The organism is Bacillus sp. A015 (assembly GCF_053851875.1).
Window position 1 is genome coordinate 111,653 of sequence record NZ_JBSPZB010000004.1, and the last position, 14,725, is coordinate 126,377.

11 protein-coding genes are annotated in these 14,725 nt (G+C 42.6%); 1 reads left to right on the forward strand and 10 read right to left on the reverse strand.

The genetic code is table 11. The annotated features are described in order from the left end of the window. Nucleotides 1–39: 39 nt before the first annotated feature. The 4 genes from ACSLGF_RS05100 to ACSLGF_RS05115 form a co-directional block, all read right to left on the reverse strand. Complete coding sequence (locus ACSLGF_RS05100) at nucleotides 40–261, reverse strand: spore germination protein (RefSeq protein WP_456003086.1); 222 nt, start codon at nucleotides 259–261, stop codon at nucleotides 40–42. A 101-nt stretch (nucleotides 262–362) separates the two neighbouring features. Further along, a complete protein-coding gene (locus ACSLGF_RS05105) occupies nucleotides 363–584 on the reverse strand; it encodes a spore germination protein (protein ID WP_456003088.1) in 222 nt (73 codons plus the stop codon). Between the two features lie 66 nt (nucleotides 585–650). Further along, nucleotides 651–1,754: an AI-2E family transporter gene (locus ACSLGF_RS05110; RefSeq protein ID WP_456003090.1), complete on the reverse strand. Its 1,104-nt coding sequence runs from the start codon at nucleotides 1,752–1,754 to the stop codon at nucleotides 651–653. A 183-nt stretch (nucleotides 1,755–1,937) separates the two neighbouring features. Continuing rightward, complete coding sequence (locus tag ACSLGF_RS05115; protein ID WP_099681761.1) at nucleotides 1,938–2,174, reverse strand: YuzF family protein; 237 nt, start codon at nucleotides 2,172–2,174, stop codon at nucleotides 1,938–1,940. 179 nt (nucleotides 2,175–2,353) lie between these two features. On the opposite strand from ACSLGF_RS05115, the gene ACSLGF_RS05120 reads away from it, so the two are divergent. Next, a complete protein-coding gene (locus tag ACSLGF_RS05120) occupies nucleotides 2,354–3,838 on the forward strand; it encodes an esterase/lipase family protein (protein ID WP_456003092.1) in 1,485 nt (494 codons plus the stop codon). On the opposite strand, the gene ACSLGF_RS05125 is transcribed toward ACSLGF_RS05120, so the two are convergent. The 6 genes from ACSLGF_RS05125 to essB form a co-directional block, all read right to left on the reverse strand. Beyond that, a complete protein-coding gene (locus ACSLGF_RS05125; protein WP_456003094.1) occupies nucleotides 3,835–4,368 on the reverse strand; it encodes an HD domain-containing protein in 534 nt (177 codons plus the stop codon). The genes ACSLGF_RS05120 and ACSLGF_RS05125 overlap by 4 nt on opposite strands. A 307-nt stretch (nucleotides 4,369–4,675) precedes the next feature. Then, nucleotides 4,676–5,419: a (S)-benzoin forming benzil reductase gene (locus tag ACSLGF_RS05130; protein ID WP_456003276.1), complete on the reverse strand. Its 744-nt coding sequence runs from the start codon at nucleotides 5,417–5,419 to the stop codon at nucleotides 4,676–4,678. Between the two features lie 99 nt (nucleotides 5,420–5,518). Further along, on the reverse strand, nucleotides 5,519–6,004 hold the full coding sequence (gene essA / locus ACSLGF_RS05135) for a type VII secretion protein EssA (protein ID WP_456003096.1): 486 nt from the start codon (nucleotides 6,002–6,004) through the stop codon (nucleotides 5,519–5,521). After that, complete coding sequence (gene esaA, locus ACSLGF_RS05140; protein WP_456003098.1) at nucleotides 5,994–8,888, reverse strand: type VII secretion protein EsaA; 2,895 nt, start codon at nucleotides 8,886–8,888, stop codon at nucleotides 5,994–5,996. Before esaA ends, essA begins: the two co-directional genes overlap by 11 nt. After that, nucleotides 8,885–13,360, reverse strand: coding sequence for a type VII secretion protein EssC (gene essC, locus ACSLGF_RS05145; RefSeq protein WP_456003100.1), 4,476 nt, complete (start codon nucleotides 13,358–13,360; stop codon nucleotides 8,885–8,887). Before essC ends, esaA begins: the two co-directional genes overlap by 4 nt. Nucleotides 13,361–13,411: 51 nt before the next feature. After that, nucleotides 13,412–14,725: a type VII secretion protein EssB gene (gene essB, locus ACSLGF_RS05150; RefSeq protein ID WP_456003102.1), complete on the reverse strand. Its 1,314-nt coding sequence runs from the start codon at nucleotides 14,723–14,725 to the stop codon at nucleotides 13,412–13,414.

A 14,725-nucleotide genomic window follows, 5' to 3' on the forward strand; every position in this document is an offset into this window, starting at 1 on the left:
AAAAGACAGCTTCTGAAAAGGAATCCCTTTCAAAGCTGGCTACGCATTAAAGCTTTTTTGCTGACTAATCAGGTCTGAATCCCAGACAAATGAGACGTTTGGACTGTTGTAGAATTGAGCAAAGTCCCCCGCATTATAAGTCCCTGAGCCTCCGGCGGAGTGATCGACACTTTTTGGAGAAATGGCAAAAACATCACCGAAATATGCTGCTCCGTTGCCACTCACACGATCAATATGAATTGGTCCAACAATTGCTGGCATCTTTCCACCACCTTTACTACCCTCATCATATGCCCAGGGCAAAAATACGTGTATATCCAACATAAAAAAGACAGCTGATACGTCTTATCATCAGCTGTCTTCTATGCATTAAATGATTGAGGCTGGTCAAACAGTGTAAAGTCCCACAGCATGGTGGCATTTGGATCACTTGTGAGGGACATATAATCGCCTGAATTAAAGGCTCCCGCCCCGGCAGTAGAGTGGTCTACGGCCAAAGGTGCAATGGCCAGAACATCACCGAAAGTAGCCGCACCGTTTCCTCCTAACGACTCGATATGAATAGGTCCAACGATTGCAGGCAACAGAATCTCCCCCTTTCTGCTTATGTAAATCATCTTATGCAAAAAGGGGGAATTTGTGCATCTGTCCTAGACGTTTAAATGCTGTTCTTTTCGAGAACGCTGGCGCAGCTGAACCAATCTCACAATATTCAGTGTGATGGCTTTGAGCAGCGCATATACAGGCACCGCAAAGATCATGCCTAGTATTCCGCCAAAGCTTCCTGCCCCAATTAATAGCAGGATAATGGTCAATGGATGTGTATTAAGACGTTTCCCAATGATCAATGGAGAAATCACGTTTCCATCGATTTGCTGGACGACAAGAATGACAATTACTGTTACAACCGCTTTTCCAGGCGAATCAAGAAAGGCAATGAGCACAGCTGGTGCCGCGCCAAGATATGGTCCAAGGTACGGAATCACGTTTGTAACCGCAATGATAATGCCGAGAATGAGCGCATATTTCACACCAATTAATAAGTATCCGATAAAACAAGCAACTCCGACAAATAAACAGACAACAATTTGCCCCTGTATGTAAGCAGCGAGCGTGTCGTTTAATTCTTTGAAGATTTTCAGCCCTTCCTTGCGGTAAGGCATTGGCAAGAATTGAACGAGCTTGTCCGGAAACTTATGCCCGTCTTTCAGCATGTAAAATAAAATAAACGGAACCGTGATCACGGCAAGGGCAATATTTGCAATGACGCCAAACACCGCAGACATGCTTGAAGCAATATTTTCCGGTAAATCTTTTAATGTCGAAACGATCGTCTGTTCAAACTTTGAGACAGACACATAATCTTGGTTCATCATCCAAGTAAATGTTTTAGAATGCGAGAAGTTGTTGATAAATTTCTGCATATCCGTCACATATCCAGGGAAGCTTTTGACAAGTCCGCCCAACTGCATGGCAATGACAGGTCCGGCAGCATTGACAATGAATGTGATGAGTCCAATGAACAGGAGATAAATGATCAGGATGGCGAGTGTCCTAGGAATCTTCTTGGACAAGAATCGCACAATTGGATTAAAAATGAAAAAGAGAATGCCTGCCAGCAAGATGGGCACAAACAGTGTTGACGCAAATAAAATAATCGGCTGAAATAAAAACGAAACCTTTGTTGATACATACACAATGAGTAAAACAAGTAGTATTTGGAATGTCCAAAAATGAACTTTAGATTTTAACAAAGATGCTCCTCCTGTTACGTATTGATCTTATTAAAAAACTACTATTCAACCCACCTTCTGTCAACTGCTTCTTATTTTAGAACCACATTTTTTGAAAAAAAAAGAACAATTGGTATATCATGCACTTTTTGCAGATATACATTCTGTAAGCATGAAAAAAACAGACACCTATGCGTCTGCTTGTTACACTCTTTCACTGTGATCAGGCATCACCGACACGATTTGCTGGATCCGCACATAAAAAACTGACTTTGTCCCCGCCTCAATCACAATATGATCCGGCATGACTTCCTTCAATTTTCCACGCACAGTATCTTTCACTGTTTGAACAATCAATCTCATACCGACCACTTTCTGCAATGTTTGATAAACATATGGATCGACTAATGAAACAAGCTGTGGACTTCCCTGTTGTGCCATCCTACCTGCCCCTTTACTTGTGTATTTACCACAGCGTATGCAATGACCCATGTGAATGTCACTCGGCAAACCCACAACATTACTACCATATTTTTACAAATTATATTTTTTTGCATTTTTTAGAAGTATAATAGATTGGTGCTGCCAACAATTTAAATCATTTGAAGAGGTGAATTATCTTGAAAAAATTAATCTGTATCGTTGCTGTCATGCTCTTTCTATCCTCTGCAAGTTATGCGTATGCAGGCACAATTGGAGATGAACCTGGTACACCAGGAAAGTGGTTTAAAGGAGAAGAGCCAGTTCAAAAAGAAGAGTCAAAACCCCCTCTTGTCTTTGTTCATGGCATTAATAGCTCTTCCTCCACTTGGTTCGGTCGAAACGATATGGCAAAACAAGCTGTTCTGAATGGATACGAGAGCGCATTCATAGATTTGCATCCAGATCAGGACATGAAAAAGAATGGCAAACTATTAGCGGAAAAGCTAAAAGAAATCTATGATTTTTTCGATAGAAAACTCATTGTGATCGGTCATAGTAAAGGCGGGGTGGATGCACAGTCCGCACTCGTGTATTACAATGCCCATCCATATGTAGATAAAGTCATCACACTCGGCTCTCCTCATTACGGAACGCCGCTTGCGGATTTAGCCTATAGCAAGGGCGGGAGCTGGCTCGCGCAAATTCTTGGACAAAAAAGCGACGCACTTTATTCTCTGCAAACGGGTCTTATGGCGGCTTTTCGAAGTGAAACCGACCGATTAGAGACGTTCCCCAATAAATATGTCACCTATTCTGGTTCAGAATGGGGAACATTTGGCAGTGTGCTTTATTTAGGCGGCATGTATTTAAAGAGCTTTGGTGCAAACGATGGCGCTGTCACGGTAAGCAGCACAAGGTTATCGTATGCAAATAATATTTTAACGGGAAAATGGGATCACTATTCGATCAAAAACGGCACAAGCATGTTCCCAGTGTTCCAACATCAGCTGCTAGCAAGTATCTCAAATGCTGAAAAAGAAGATAACCCGAAACAAGAGCCAGTCTCTGCTGAGGTGAATACAGATGTTTACGTAAAAGGCGGTGAAAGTGAAAAGGATAAAACAGAAGCGTTCTATGTAGAGGAAGGAACGAATGGCTTATCGATTCAGTGGTTAAATGAAAGACAGGAAGCAAAGCCGGAAATCGTCGCCCCAAATGGAGACGTCTTAACAAACCTTCAGACATCGGAAGCATCTTTCCCATATGAAGGCGCATATTCACACCATGTGCAGATCAATAAACCCGTTCCTGGAAAATGGACGATTCGATCGAATTCAGGAAAAAAGGCTCCTTATTTGCTGCTTGTATCCTTTGATTCACCATTAAATGAAGAAATCAAAATTGCTGCAGCGAAATCAGGGGATGCAGCAACACATTCGAGCCGTCTGATCAAACGGTTAAGCAAAACAGTGGAGACCGTTTACTTTAAGGATGCACAAAAGGATCATCCACTTAAAACAAGCTCTTCATCAGCCGTTCAATTGAAAAAAGAAGGTGCTTATTCCGTCACGGTTCATTACACGGGACTCACGACTTCAGGAACATCTGCGTTTAACCGTACCGTTATTCGCACATTGTATGTCGACCAGCATGGAAATATTCATGGAGACATTCCATACTAAACAGAGCGTTTCATGGGCTGAAGTGCCTGCTGCACCTTCTGATCCAAATCCGCAATTTTTTTCAGTGCAAGTGATTCGTCTATTTGTCTGTAATGATGGTGTCCGCCAGGCTCTTCATCCATTTCATCTGCTTTCTTCACAATTTGCTGGAGTGTGTCCTTGTGCAGGTCGCCCTCTGGCAAATAAGAATCCGTATGAAGCAGAATCGCCAGCGCAATATCTTTGGCTGCTTTTGGTTCCTCACCGAGACGTATGAGCAGTTTGTGGGCCCGCTCTGCGCCTTTAATGGCATGAATATCATTCCGTCTATATGTCTCGTAATCCCATTCTCCACCGGCTGTATACCATTCATAGTGACCGATGTCATGCAAGAGCGCTGCTTTCACAGCAAGATCTGGGTTAATTCCTGTCTGCATCGCCAGCTTGAATGCGTGATAAGCACAAGCAATCGCATGGGCTTTTCCTGAACGATTTAAATATTTTTGACCGACTGGGTGAGTATAAACATCCATTAATGTAACCTTTCTCATGGAAACCCCTCCTTATCTATATTTTTAGCATCCTAACATATTCTGAAAAGAAACTCAAATGTTCTGTCATAATTCCTATGAGTCTCAAGATTAGCTTATGCCAAATCTGCCGTTCTTGCTTGTACCATAAGAAAAATCAGTCGTTATGAATTCTTCCAATTGTTGACAACGAGCTAAAATGATCTTTATTTTAGCCCTTTGTCTTCTTTTCAGCGTGATATGAAAACCCTTGAAGTCCAGAAAGGACGAGTACTGGCGCTCAGGACTGACACCGAATGCGAGGGTTTGCCTTCACGCTGAGCAGTCGTTATGACTGCTTTTTCACATACTCACGTGCATCGTATACGCATCCGCCAGCTGGATTCTCCGATAAAAGGTCGAGCAAGATACCTGCGACTTCATCTGGACTCTTCAGCGTGCCTGTTTCATATAATTGCTGAAAACGTTCAATTTGTTCAAAGTCCTGTTTTGATGACTTCCGAATCTCTCCCTGCATATCTGTATCAATCGTCCCGGGTGAAAAGGAAAACGTAATAATAGGATGCGCCTCGTCTTGCTGTTCCTCATGTAAAGTCCTCATAAACATATCGAGTCCCGCCTTTGAGCTGCAATACGCACTCCATCCTTTATATGGGTTTTTAGCCGCTCCAGAAGAAAGATGAACAATCGTTTTCTTCCCTTTGAATGATTGAATCTCGTCGGCAAATACATGACTCAGCAAAACAGGAATGACAAGGTTCAACGTATAATGCTGATGAAGCGCTTCCCGTCCGCCTTGCCCAACGCGTTTGATAGGGGTCACCATTCCTGCATTATTGACGAATAAGATGTCATCAGCGTCTGCCAGTGTTTGCGGGGACAGAATATCTTGAAGCCATTTGGCAGCTGCTGCCTCATCTGTCAGGTCGACCTGTGTATGTGTAAGCTTTGGATGGGATATTGGCGACACACTTCTTGCCGCAGTGTACACATGATCCCCACGTGAAAGCAGCCGGTTCACAAGTGCTAGTCCAAATCCTTTTGATCCTCCTGTAACGATTGAAATTCGAATGACAATCTCCTCCTTTGATAACACTATTTTACGTAGTGAATCGGCATGACATCAAGCAATCTGCATAAAGAAAAGCCTGCCCCTTTTAAAAGAGACAGGCTATTTCTTTTCAGCTTTTACATTCACCTTTGGAATCAGGATGATCATCACGACGATGCCAGAGGCAATCAAGAAACCAAAGATGATAGGAAGCAGCGCCGATGTCTGCTTCTCATGATCATCGACAGAAGGTGCTGATACAGCCGAATCGCTAAAAGAGATGTTCATCTCTTTCATCATACGAGCTGGTGTTTTAGGCGGATTCTCTTTCAGATCACTGAATAGCTGTGGCGAAAGATGCCCACCCGACGTTTTAGGCGGTTCAGCAAAATGAATGTCTGTTTTGACTTTTTTCGTTGTTTTGCTTTGTTCGTATTTCGTTTGATCCCGCAATATACTCGAGTTAATATTGAGTTCCTTTTCCTGATATTCATTCGGCTTGACATTTGTATCCGTATCTTCACCAGCAGCGAAAGCAGCAGGGATGAGGAGAAAAAGGGATATGACACTAAGTGTCATCCCTTTCACGAACAGATTAAGCCTCATGTGTCACATCACGTTCCTCTGTCTTATCTTTCCATAGCTTTGTCACAAGTGGTATGGCCATTAAGAGGACAGTTACAATCACTAACCCTGTGATGCCCATTCCAAAATTGTCCCCATTCCCGTATTGGATCGACATATACACGTCTGTCACCGGATTTGTAAAGTGGAAATTCGGCATCACCAAATCAATTAACGGTGCGACAAAGAAGAAAATAAGCGCCGTTACTGCCATCCATCCGGCAATAGATCCGAAAAGGAAAGCCGTGCGAATAAAGGCTGAACAAGTCACCAACAGCAAAATCGTGAAAATCGACCATTGAATGGCTTGATCATCTGCGAGTTTGTAGATATTAAGTCCAAACAAGCTGATCATGAGTCCAACTAAAAGGTTCAAAATGCCAAACAGTGCACCTTTGACCAGCATCGGAGCCGCCGCATAATACGAGCTAAAAAAGCCAATCAATAAACTGCTGATCATCACAATGACCAAAATGACCACTGGCGGTACAGTCTGCATTTTTTCTTCCGGTACATCCCCGCTAATTTTCAGCGGGTTGGCTAAGTGGTTATATACATAGTTGCTATTGCCTTGACCGCTTAATGTGTTTCCTAAAATACCATTTAAATCATGCTGAACTAGCTTCGTTGAATCTACATTCTTGCTCCAGTTTTCATTCAGCGTATCCGCCTTTTCTTGAACCGTTGTCACACTTTCTTCAATGTTATTCGTATAATCTGCCACACCTTTTTGGCGGTCGGTTAACGAACTCATATTTTCAGAAAGACGAAGCACTTCCTGACCGATTGAATCCTGCGCACTGACAACAATTGAACTGCCTGCAAGGTCTGCCGTATACACCGCATCTCCTTGATCAGCCATTTGCTCAGCTACATTGTCCGCACTTTCAGAAATCATCTTTAATTCCTGTTCCATACTTGCCTGCTGCGTCGAAATATATTCTGCATAGCCATCTGAAAATTTCTGCATCTCATTAATAAAGGCAGACACATCATCGTTTGAAGTCAGCATTTGGCTTTTTAGTGTATCCCAGCTTTCTGTCTCATCTTTTTTGATGGATAGGATGGACTGGATTTCATCTGGCTTGGTGTCGACCAAGGATGAGTTATTTGATGATTGATAGACATTACCGAGCATCATCTCTAGCTGTGAGAGTTGATTGGAATACTCCATTAACTTTTTGGTGCTTGTTGTTTTTGTATTGAATTCTTCATCAAAAATTTCCTCATTAAAGGTGTTTCCAATCGGCGAGTTTCTACGTTTCAGCTCCTTCATCTTATTTAAGATGGAAGATTCCTGATTTTTGATTTCATTCGAGATTACATTATATCGATCTTGTAACCTTTGAATCTTCTTTTCAAGCTTCTCTACTTTTTTCGAGAGGCTCTCAAGCTCCTTACTCAACTGACTCACCTTGTCCTTCAGTTGGTCATTATGAGTAGTGGCTTTTTCTTGAATCTTCTTTTTCACTTCTTCCAAACGTAAGGAGAGTGCTTTTAATTCATCTTTTGATTGATTCGTACTGTCGTTATCTGGCTGAGCAGGATCATCACCATCTGTTGCGTTTTCTGCTTCTGTAGAAGGCGGCGTCTCCTGCTCTGCTAATTGATCAGCCAAATCGTTCATCTCTGTTGAAATTTGGGTAAGTTCAGTTGTTTCCTCGTCCAAATTAATGCCAATCTCTTCTGGATTCTCATTATCTTGACCTGATGGCTCATCATCACCAGGATCAGCTGGCGGTCCAGGCGCGTCCATTAGCTCTTGCCTTTTTGCCTTTAACTTAGTCTGCAAGGCTGTTACCTTATTTTTATAGTCTTCCAAGTATTGAGCTTCATACTTTTTAATCAGCTCTTCTTGGGACGCCTTCACAAGGTCCGTTAATCCAGTTGATTGTACTGGAATTGCGTCTTCTCTCGATTTCTGAACAGATTGAATGGCGCTGTCAGTTGTTTTCAGCTGGCTTTGTACCCCATTCATGTCTGTTTTCAGCCCGCCCATTTGATCACTAAAGCTGCGGGCATTTTGGTTTTGAATCTCAGCAAGCTGCTTAAGCCCCTGCTGGATTTGTTTTTTGCTTGTGGATTGCGCTTTGATCAAGAGATCCTTTTGTTTGTCCTGATACTGCTGGTATTGTTCCACTACTTTTACGAAATCCTTTAGCTGGCTTTTCGCTTCTTCTGTTGTACTTAAACCGTCTTTATACTGTTTTTGTGAATCGGCCATCGCATTTTTTAATTCTTCTATTTGTTTCTTCTGCTGCTGGACGGCATCAGACAGTTTGTTCGAATTTGGCTTATAGAAGTTATACATGGTGTTTTGGAATTCGACTTCTTTGCCGACAATATGCTCAAACTCTTCTCTCACATTGCCGATTTCCTGTGATACAAAACTCCAGTATAAGGTCGACATCTGTTCATTCATTTTCTTTTGCGCATTTTCCAGCTCTCTCTGCACTTTTTCTTTATTGACTGCATTGAGCTGATCTTGAATCGAAAATTGAATGGATGCCTTTTCAGGATGGTCTTTATCATAGCTCAGCACATTTTTAGAGAAATCAGACGGAATATAGAGGACAGCGTCGTACTTTCTGTTTTTCAGTCCATTTTCCGCCGCACTCCGATTGACTACGGTCCATTTATAATCAGGACGCTCTGATAATGCTGCAACCACATCCTGCCCAAAACGAGCGGTGTTTTCACTTTCGCTCGCTCCCATATCCTCATTGACCACAGCAATATTACGTGTAGCATTCTTCTTCTGTTTTGCTGGATCATCCCCAATGAGATGGAAAAATAAAACCGGCAAAACAAGAATCAATATCATGGTGGATACGATTTTGATGGAGCTTTTTTGCTGCTCTGTCATTGAACACTCTTCCTTTCTACCGCACATAAAGGAACCTGGATTTTCTTCTCTTTCCCGTTTTCAACCAAATACCCGAAGCCTGGCTGAATGTCTGGTTCTTGTCTTGCATACGGAAGCGGTATGATGTTTTGCTCTGATTTTTTCATGAGTAACATGGCATGACGAACTTGTTTGATTTCGTTTGTCAGTGCATCATAGCCCTTACTGAATTCGGTATGATTTCCTGATGCAATCAGGCTAAAGCCTAGGTGTGCATATGACTTCATGAAATCAGCCAATTGATCTTGCAAGCGCGGATCGATCGTCTGCTGAAAACGTGTGATGCCATCGATCACAAGCACAACTTGAGGAAATGACAACTGATCGGTCTCTCCCCGGCGTACAGCTTCAACGTATATCTCTTCCCTCACCTTGAATAAGCGGTCCATTTCCTCTGCCCATTCGGTGATATCATCCTTTGTTTCAAGGTAATCGATGTTCTCTTCTTTTGCATAATGGGAAAGACCCCGATCGATTGAATCAAAGACGGCCAGCTTTTCAGGCTTTGCCTCTAAAAGCTGATCAAGCATCAGTTTTGTCACATTTGTTTTCCCGCGCTGCGTTTGACCGATAATGAGGCAGTGTTTATTCTTTTTCAAATCAAAGTAAACAGGTACCACAGATTCTTCATCTAATCCTACTGGAATGTCGTAAGGCTGTTTTTGCTCATCTAAATGACTCTCAAGCTCCCAAACTGTCAGCTTATCAGGCAGCATTGGCACAGGCTTTGGTTTTTCAGCCTCTTGAAAGCGCTCATGAAGAAGCTGAATCTCTTGTTTCAGATGCTCAAACAATTCGAGATCGTCCTCTCCTTCAACTGGCAGGAACATTTGTGCAAAGTAAAGCTCTTCCTTGTTGATAATGACTCGTCCCGGAATCGGCTCTAAGCTGAATTTCGGTCTGCCAATAATCGAATACGCCTCCCCTTGATCCATCAAGTAATGAACAATCTTTGTTTTCAGGTTGTTCATAAGTGATTGGCGCACTGCGTTTACACGAGTCGCTGTGATCAAGAAGTAAATGCCCAATGACTGTCCATCACGGCTCAGCTGGATAAATTCAGATTCGAGATCATGCATTTCGTCTTTGACAATGTCAAAATTGTCGATCACGATAAAAATGAACGGAAGCTTTTTCTCATTCAAAGCATTATACATTTTGATATGACTCATTTCTTGCTGTCTGAATAACCGCTTGCGGTATTCAACCTCTTCACGCAGACGCTTCATCGACTTTTGAATTTTTCTCATTTGATCCATTAAGAAATAATCAGCCGTGTGCGGCAATTTGGCGAGCGGAAGCAAGGTCCCGTTTCCGAAGTCATAAATATACGCATGCCATTCTTCAGGTGAATATCTCTCCGCAAAGCTCATGAGCAGTGTCGTGGCAGCAAGTGATTTGCCGTAGCCAGAGGAACCGAAGATTCCAATATTCCCGTCTTCCATCATTTGATAAGAGAGCGGATGCTGGCTTTGCTGATCTGGCTCATCAACAAGTGCAAAATGGAAGACATGCTCTTCACTCGACGCATAACGCGTTTTTGGAATACGCTCTTCAAGCGGTGGAAGCCATGGACTCGGAAGCTTCTCAATCCCAAGCTCCTGCTGCATACGTTCAATTTCATCCACAACAGCAGAAATTTCTGTCACTGTCTCTTTTTTCACTGCCGGCTCTGTGCTTACCCCTGATAATGGGATGAGTCCAGTATCTGTCACAATGGCAATGTCATCTTCTGATCCGTAGCCATCTTCCATATATGGTGCACCGCTCCAAGCCGATTGGAACAATTCATAGATTTCATTGTTCCCAACTTGTAAATATCCCCGGCCTGTGACGGTAATCGACGCGGCATCACTATTTTTCAAAATTTCCTTACTGTCCGACGCATCTTGCACTTTTAGTGCGACCTTAAAGCGGGAGTTACTCCAAATTTGATCATCAATGACCCCGCCTGGCTTTTGTGTGGCCAAAATGAGATGGACACCGAGGCTTCGGCCAATACGTGCGGCACTCACAAGCTCCCTGATAAAATCCGGCTCTTCACTTTTTAATTCAGCAAACTCATCAGAGATTAAGAACAAATGAGGCATCGCCTGTTCAGCCTTTTTCTCCTTATAGAGCTTCGTATAATCATTGATGTGGTTCACATGATACTGATCAAACAACCGCTGTCTTTTCTTCAGTTCACTTTTAATCGACGCAAGCGCTCTTTCACTAAAGTTCTTGCTGCCTTCGATGTTTGTGATGGTGCCAAGTAAATGCGGAATATTTCGGAACGGCTGCGCCATGCCGCCTCCTTTGTAATCAATCAGCAGGAAGGCAACCTCATGCGGGTGAAAGTGTACAGCCAAGGATAATAGATACGTCTGTAAAAATTCACTTTTCCCTGATCCCGTTGTTCCAGCCAGCAGGCCGTGCGGGCCGTGTGCTTTTTCATGCAGGTTCAGGTCGACAATATCGTTTCTCCCTTTATAACCGATTGGCACAGATAATGACTTTGCTGTTTCAGATGTCAGCCATTTTTCACGAATGCCAATGTCGTCTACCTGTTTGGCATGAAACAAATCAAGGAATGAGACCGTTTCTGGGATCGAGTTGGTCATTCCGACTTGATGGTCTAACGTTCTCAGTGTTCTGGCAAACAGCTCATTGTCCGCGCGCTGATGTGCATCAAGCCGAAATGGAATCCGTACTGCCTTTTTGTGCTGAATGAGAATATCTCCTTCTTCTTCGTTAATATAACGGACAAGCGTTGAGATATTTTCAGCTAAGCTTTCCTTTGTTTCTGCGGCAAAGATAATTGAGATGCCGAGGTCTGTCCGGCTGCCTTCTAAGTATTCTAAAATGACATGTTCCGCAATGAGTTCATGGTTTGTCACGATGAACACAAAGTGAGGCGTAAAGATTTTTTTCTCTTTTTCTTCTTCTAAATCACGCTCACGTAAAACTTCATAAATAGAGGACAAAAGCTGATCGCGGGTTTGTTCGTTGTAAATAAACCCTTTACCGTATGTATGAGGCAGCTGGAAGTGCGGAAGCCATTTCATCCATTCCCAATTCTCATACTCCTGCTCATGAAAGATAAAGACAAATCTCAAATCGTGATAGCTGTGCGAGAAAGCAAGCTGGCCGACAAGCTGGTGAAGCTCATTTTTCACAATCGCTGGCTTTCCAATTAAGCCTGTAGGGCCGTCAGCAAGACCGAATGTAATCGGTACATCCTTCACCTCACGATAGACTTTTTGCATGTGCTGCGTTTGTTCCATTAAGTCATCAATGTCACGATTGGCCATATCGCCGCCGCTCGTCGATAATTCATAGATTGACGGAACTGCACCTGTCCCAAGACGCAGCTGCAAGAAGTCATCACTGACAAGCGTCTTTTCCCAAATCCGCCCACTGATTTCTGACGTCAAGTATTTCATTTGTTCAAATGATGGATAATGATACGTCAAGATAAATTGCTGACGGTCATACAGCTCTTGTAGCTCTTTCCGTTTATTTTCTAAGTAAAGTGAGTATACCCGCTGCCGTTTCTCTTCTCGTCTTTTGCGCTGTGACTTCTCTTTAAAGTATTGAACGGACGATGTAATTAACGTCATAATAAACATCGCCATCGACACAACAATAAAAATCCCGCGCGGCTGGATGAGTGCGACAATTCCCATGACAATAAGCATCACAAGCGGAGGGAGGACAACAAGCCAAAGCCCTCTGCTGCTATTTTCACTCTCCTGCGAAGGAAAGCTAAATGAAACCCGATCATCAGGCAGATCATAAATTAAACGTGGTGTTCGTCTGTATAAAGGGTATTTTTGTTTTGTTTCTGTGCTTGGTGGTCTTGTTTTATCTAAACGTGTTTGAAATGGTTCGTATGCTGTCACTTGCAATAAATCATCATCTTCAAGTGTAACCGTCAGAAAGTTCCAGAACAGCTCATCACCGGCATGAATCTTTTCTGGTCCGTGGATTTGCTTTCCGTTCACATAAATCGTCTCATTCTGAGGTATGACATACCAAGTTCCTTCGATTTTTTCTAAAGTGAACTGCTTGGCATCTTGAAACATAGCATGAGCTTGTTCTTTCCACACATCGATCTCATCTTTCTCCTCATTTGAAAAAGACACCTCGACTCTATTTCCTAGGTAATAAATGTGTTGATCATGATGTGCATCCAGTAAAATGAGTGTGAGTGATCCAATTTCACATGGCTCATGTGGAAGTAATTTTCCTTTCTTCTTCTCTCCCTGGTAAATTGAAAAACCATCATTCGATTCATCAGGTGATAAACGAATCGCTCCTTCATCAAATGAAAGTGAAGAGATTGTCACGGTATGCTCTATTTCAGGTCCAATCACAGCTTCTCGATTGAACTGCTCATCTAAACGGACGGTTTGATAATCCTCCTCATAAAAAACCCAAAGAAGACTCAAACGCTCCACCTCCTCATGGGACAGCACCAACTGTCAGTTGTATCGAAAGAATTATTTTTTCTCATCTTTTTTTGTCTGAGAGGGATTCTTTTTTGAATCAGATTCTTTCTCTTTTTTCTCCTGATCGGCTTTTGACTGCTCTTTTTGTTCAGCTGTTTCATCTGTTTGGCTCGCGCCTGAGGAGTCATTGGTGCTTGTCTCCGTTGTTTCTTTTTCTTCATATTTCGCCATTTCCTTAATGATTGGATCTAACTGTTTTTGTTTTTCTTCAGCAGAGAGACGATCATCATTTTGGATTTCATTGCGATAGGCGACGAGTGCAGTAAAAATGTACCGATCGTCCCCAAGTACCCGTGCAATATCTAGCGCTTCCTTGCTATTGCCTTGTCCAATGTGAATCCAGAAAAGGAAGTATTGCGGATCTGTCTGCAATGTGTACGTATCCGTGATTTCTCTTTTGTGCTGATCAAGTAACAGGCTGCCTTGGTTCGTTTGCACATACGAAATGGCCAGTTCATATTGAAGAGAGACTGGCATTTGATTAGCTGGATATTTTTCTAACGTATCCACCACTTGGCTGTACTGTTTGTTGAGATAATATTTGTTTGCCTCGACATACGCTTCTTGTTTCGGCATCGCGAAAAAGAAGGTGTAAATGGTATACACCAATGCGGGAATCAAAAGGACAAGGAGACCCAGTCCAATGTATCGTTCGATCTTCCATTTCTTTTTAGGAATGGTTAATAGCGTTTTTTCTTTCGTTTCGAGCACTTCGATCTTTTGCTGAATAAGGGCGGACAATTCTTCCAGCGACTGCGTTTCACTGATTTCCTTTGCCAGCTCAGATAATTTCAACGTATCATGATAAGCCAAATATTCCTGAAACTGATACTCATGGTCAACCACTCGAAGAATGACGGCTTTGACCTCTTTTAACAGGCGATGCTCATCGGTTTCATACGGCGGGATGCTTTCTTTGACCCCGTAATGCAAAAATGCAGGAGCTAAGCCTTGATGAAAAACAATGTTTTCAGGAGAAACAATAGGATGCAGCCGCTTCACGTCGTGTTTGCAAACTGCATCGACAAGCTGGTATGAAAAAATCCATTTGCTTTTTTCATCCTTGGCATGGATGAAACGAAATTCCTGATAGGCAGGAGGCGGTTCAATTGAGATCATGACCTCACCTTCAGTTAATTGAATCTCTTTTTTAAATGAAGGATTGATGTCTTTGATCGGTGCCGCTTCTAAACCGTCTAAGAGTTTAATCGTCTCTCTTTGAAAAATGAAGGTGTAGGTGCCTTCCTCTTTTTTCATGACTGCTTCTAATTGTTCTTCTAAATAGGAACTCTTTTTATCTGCCAT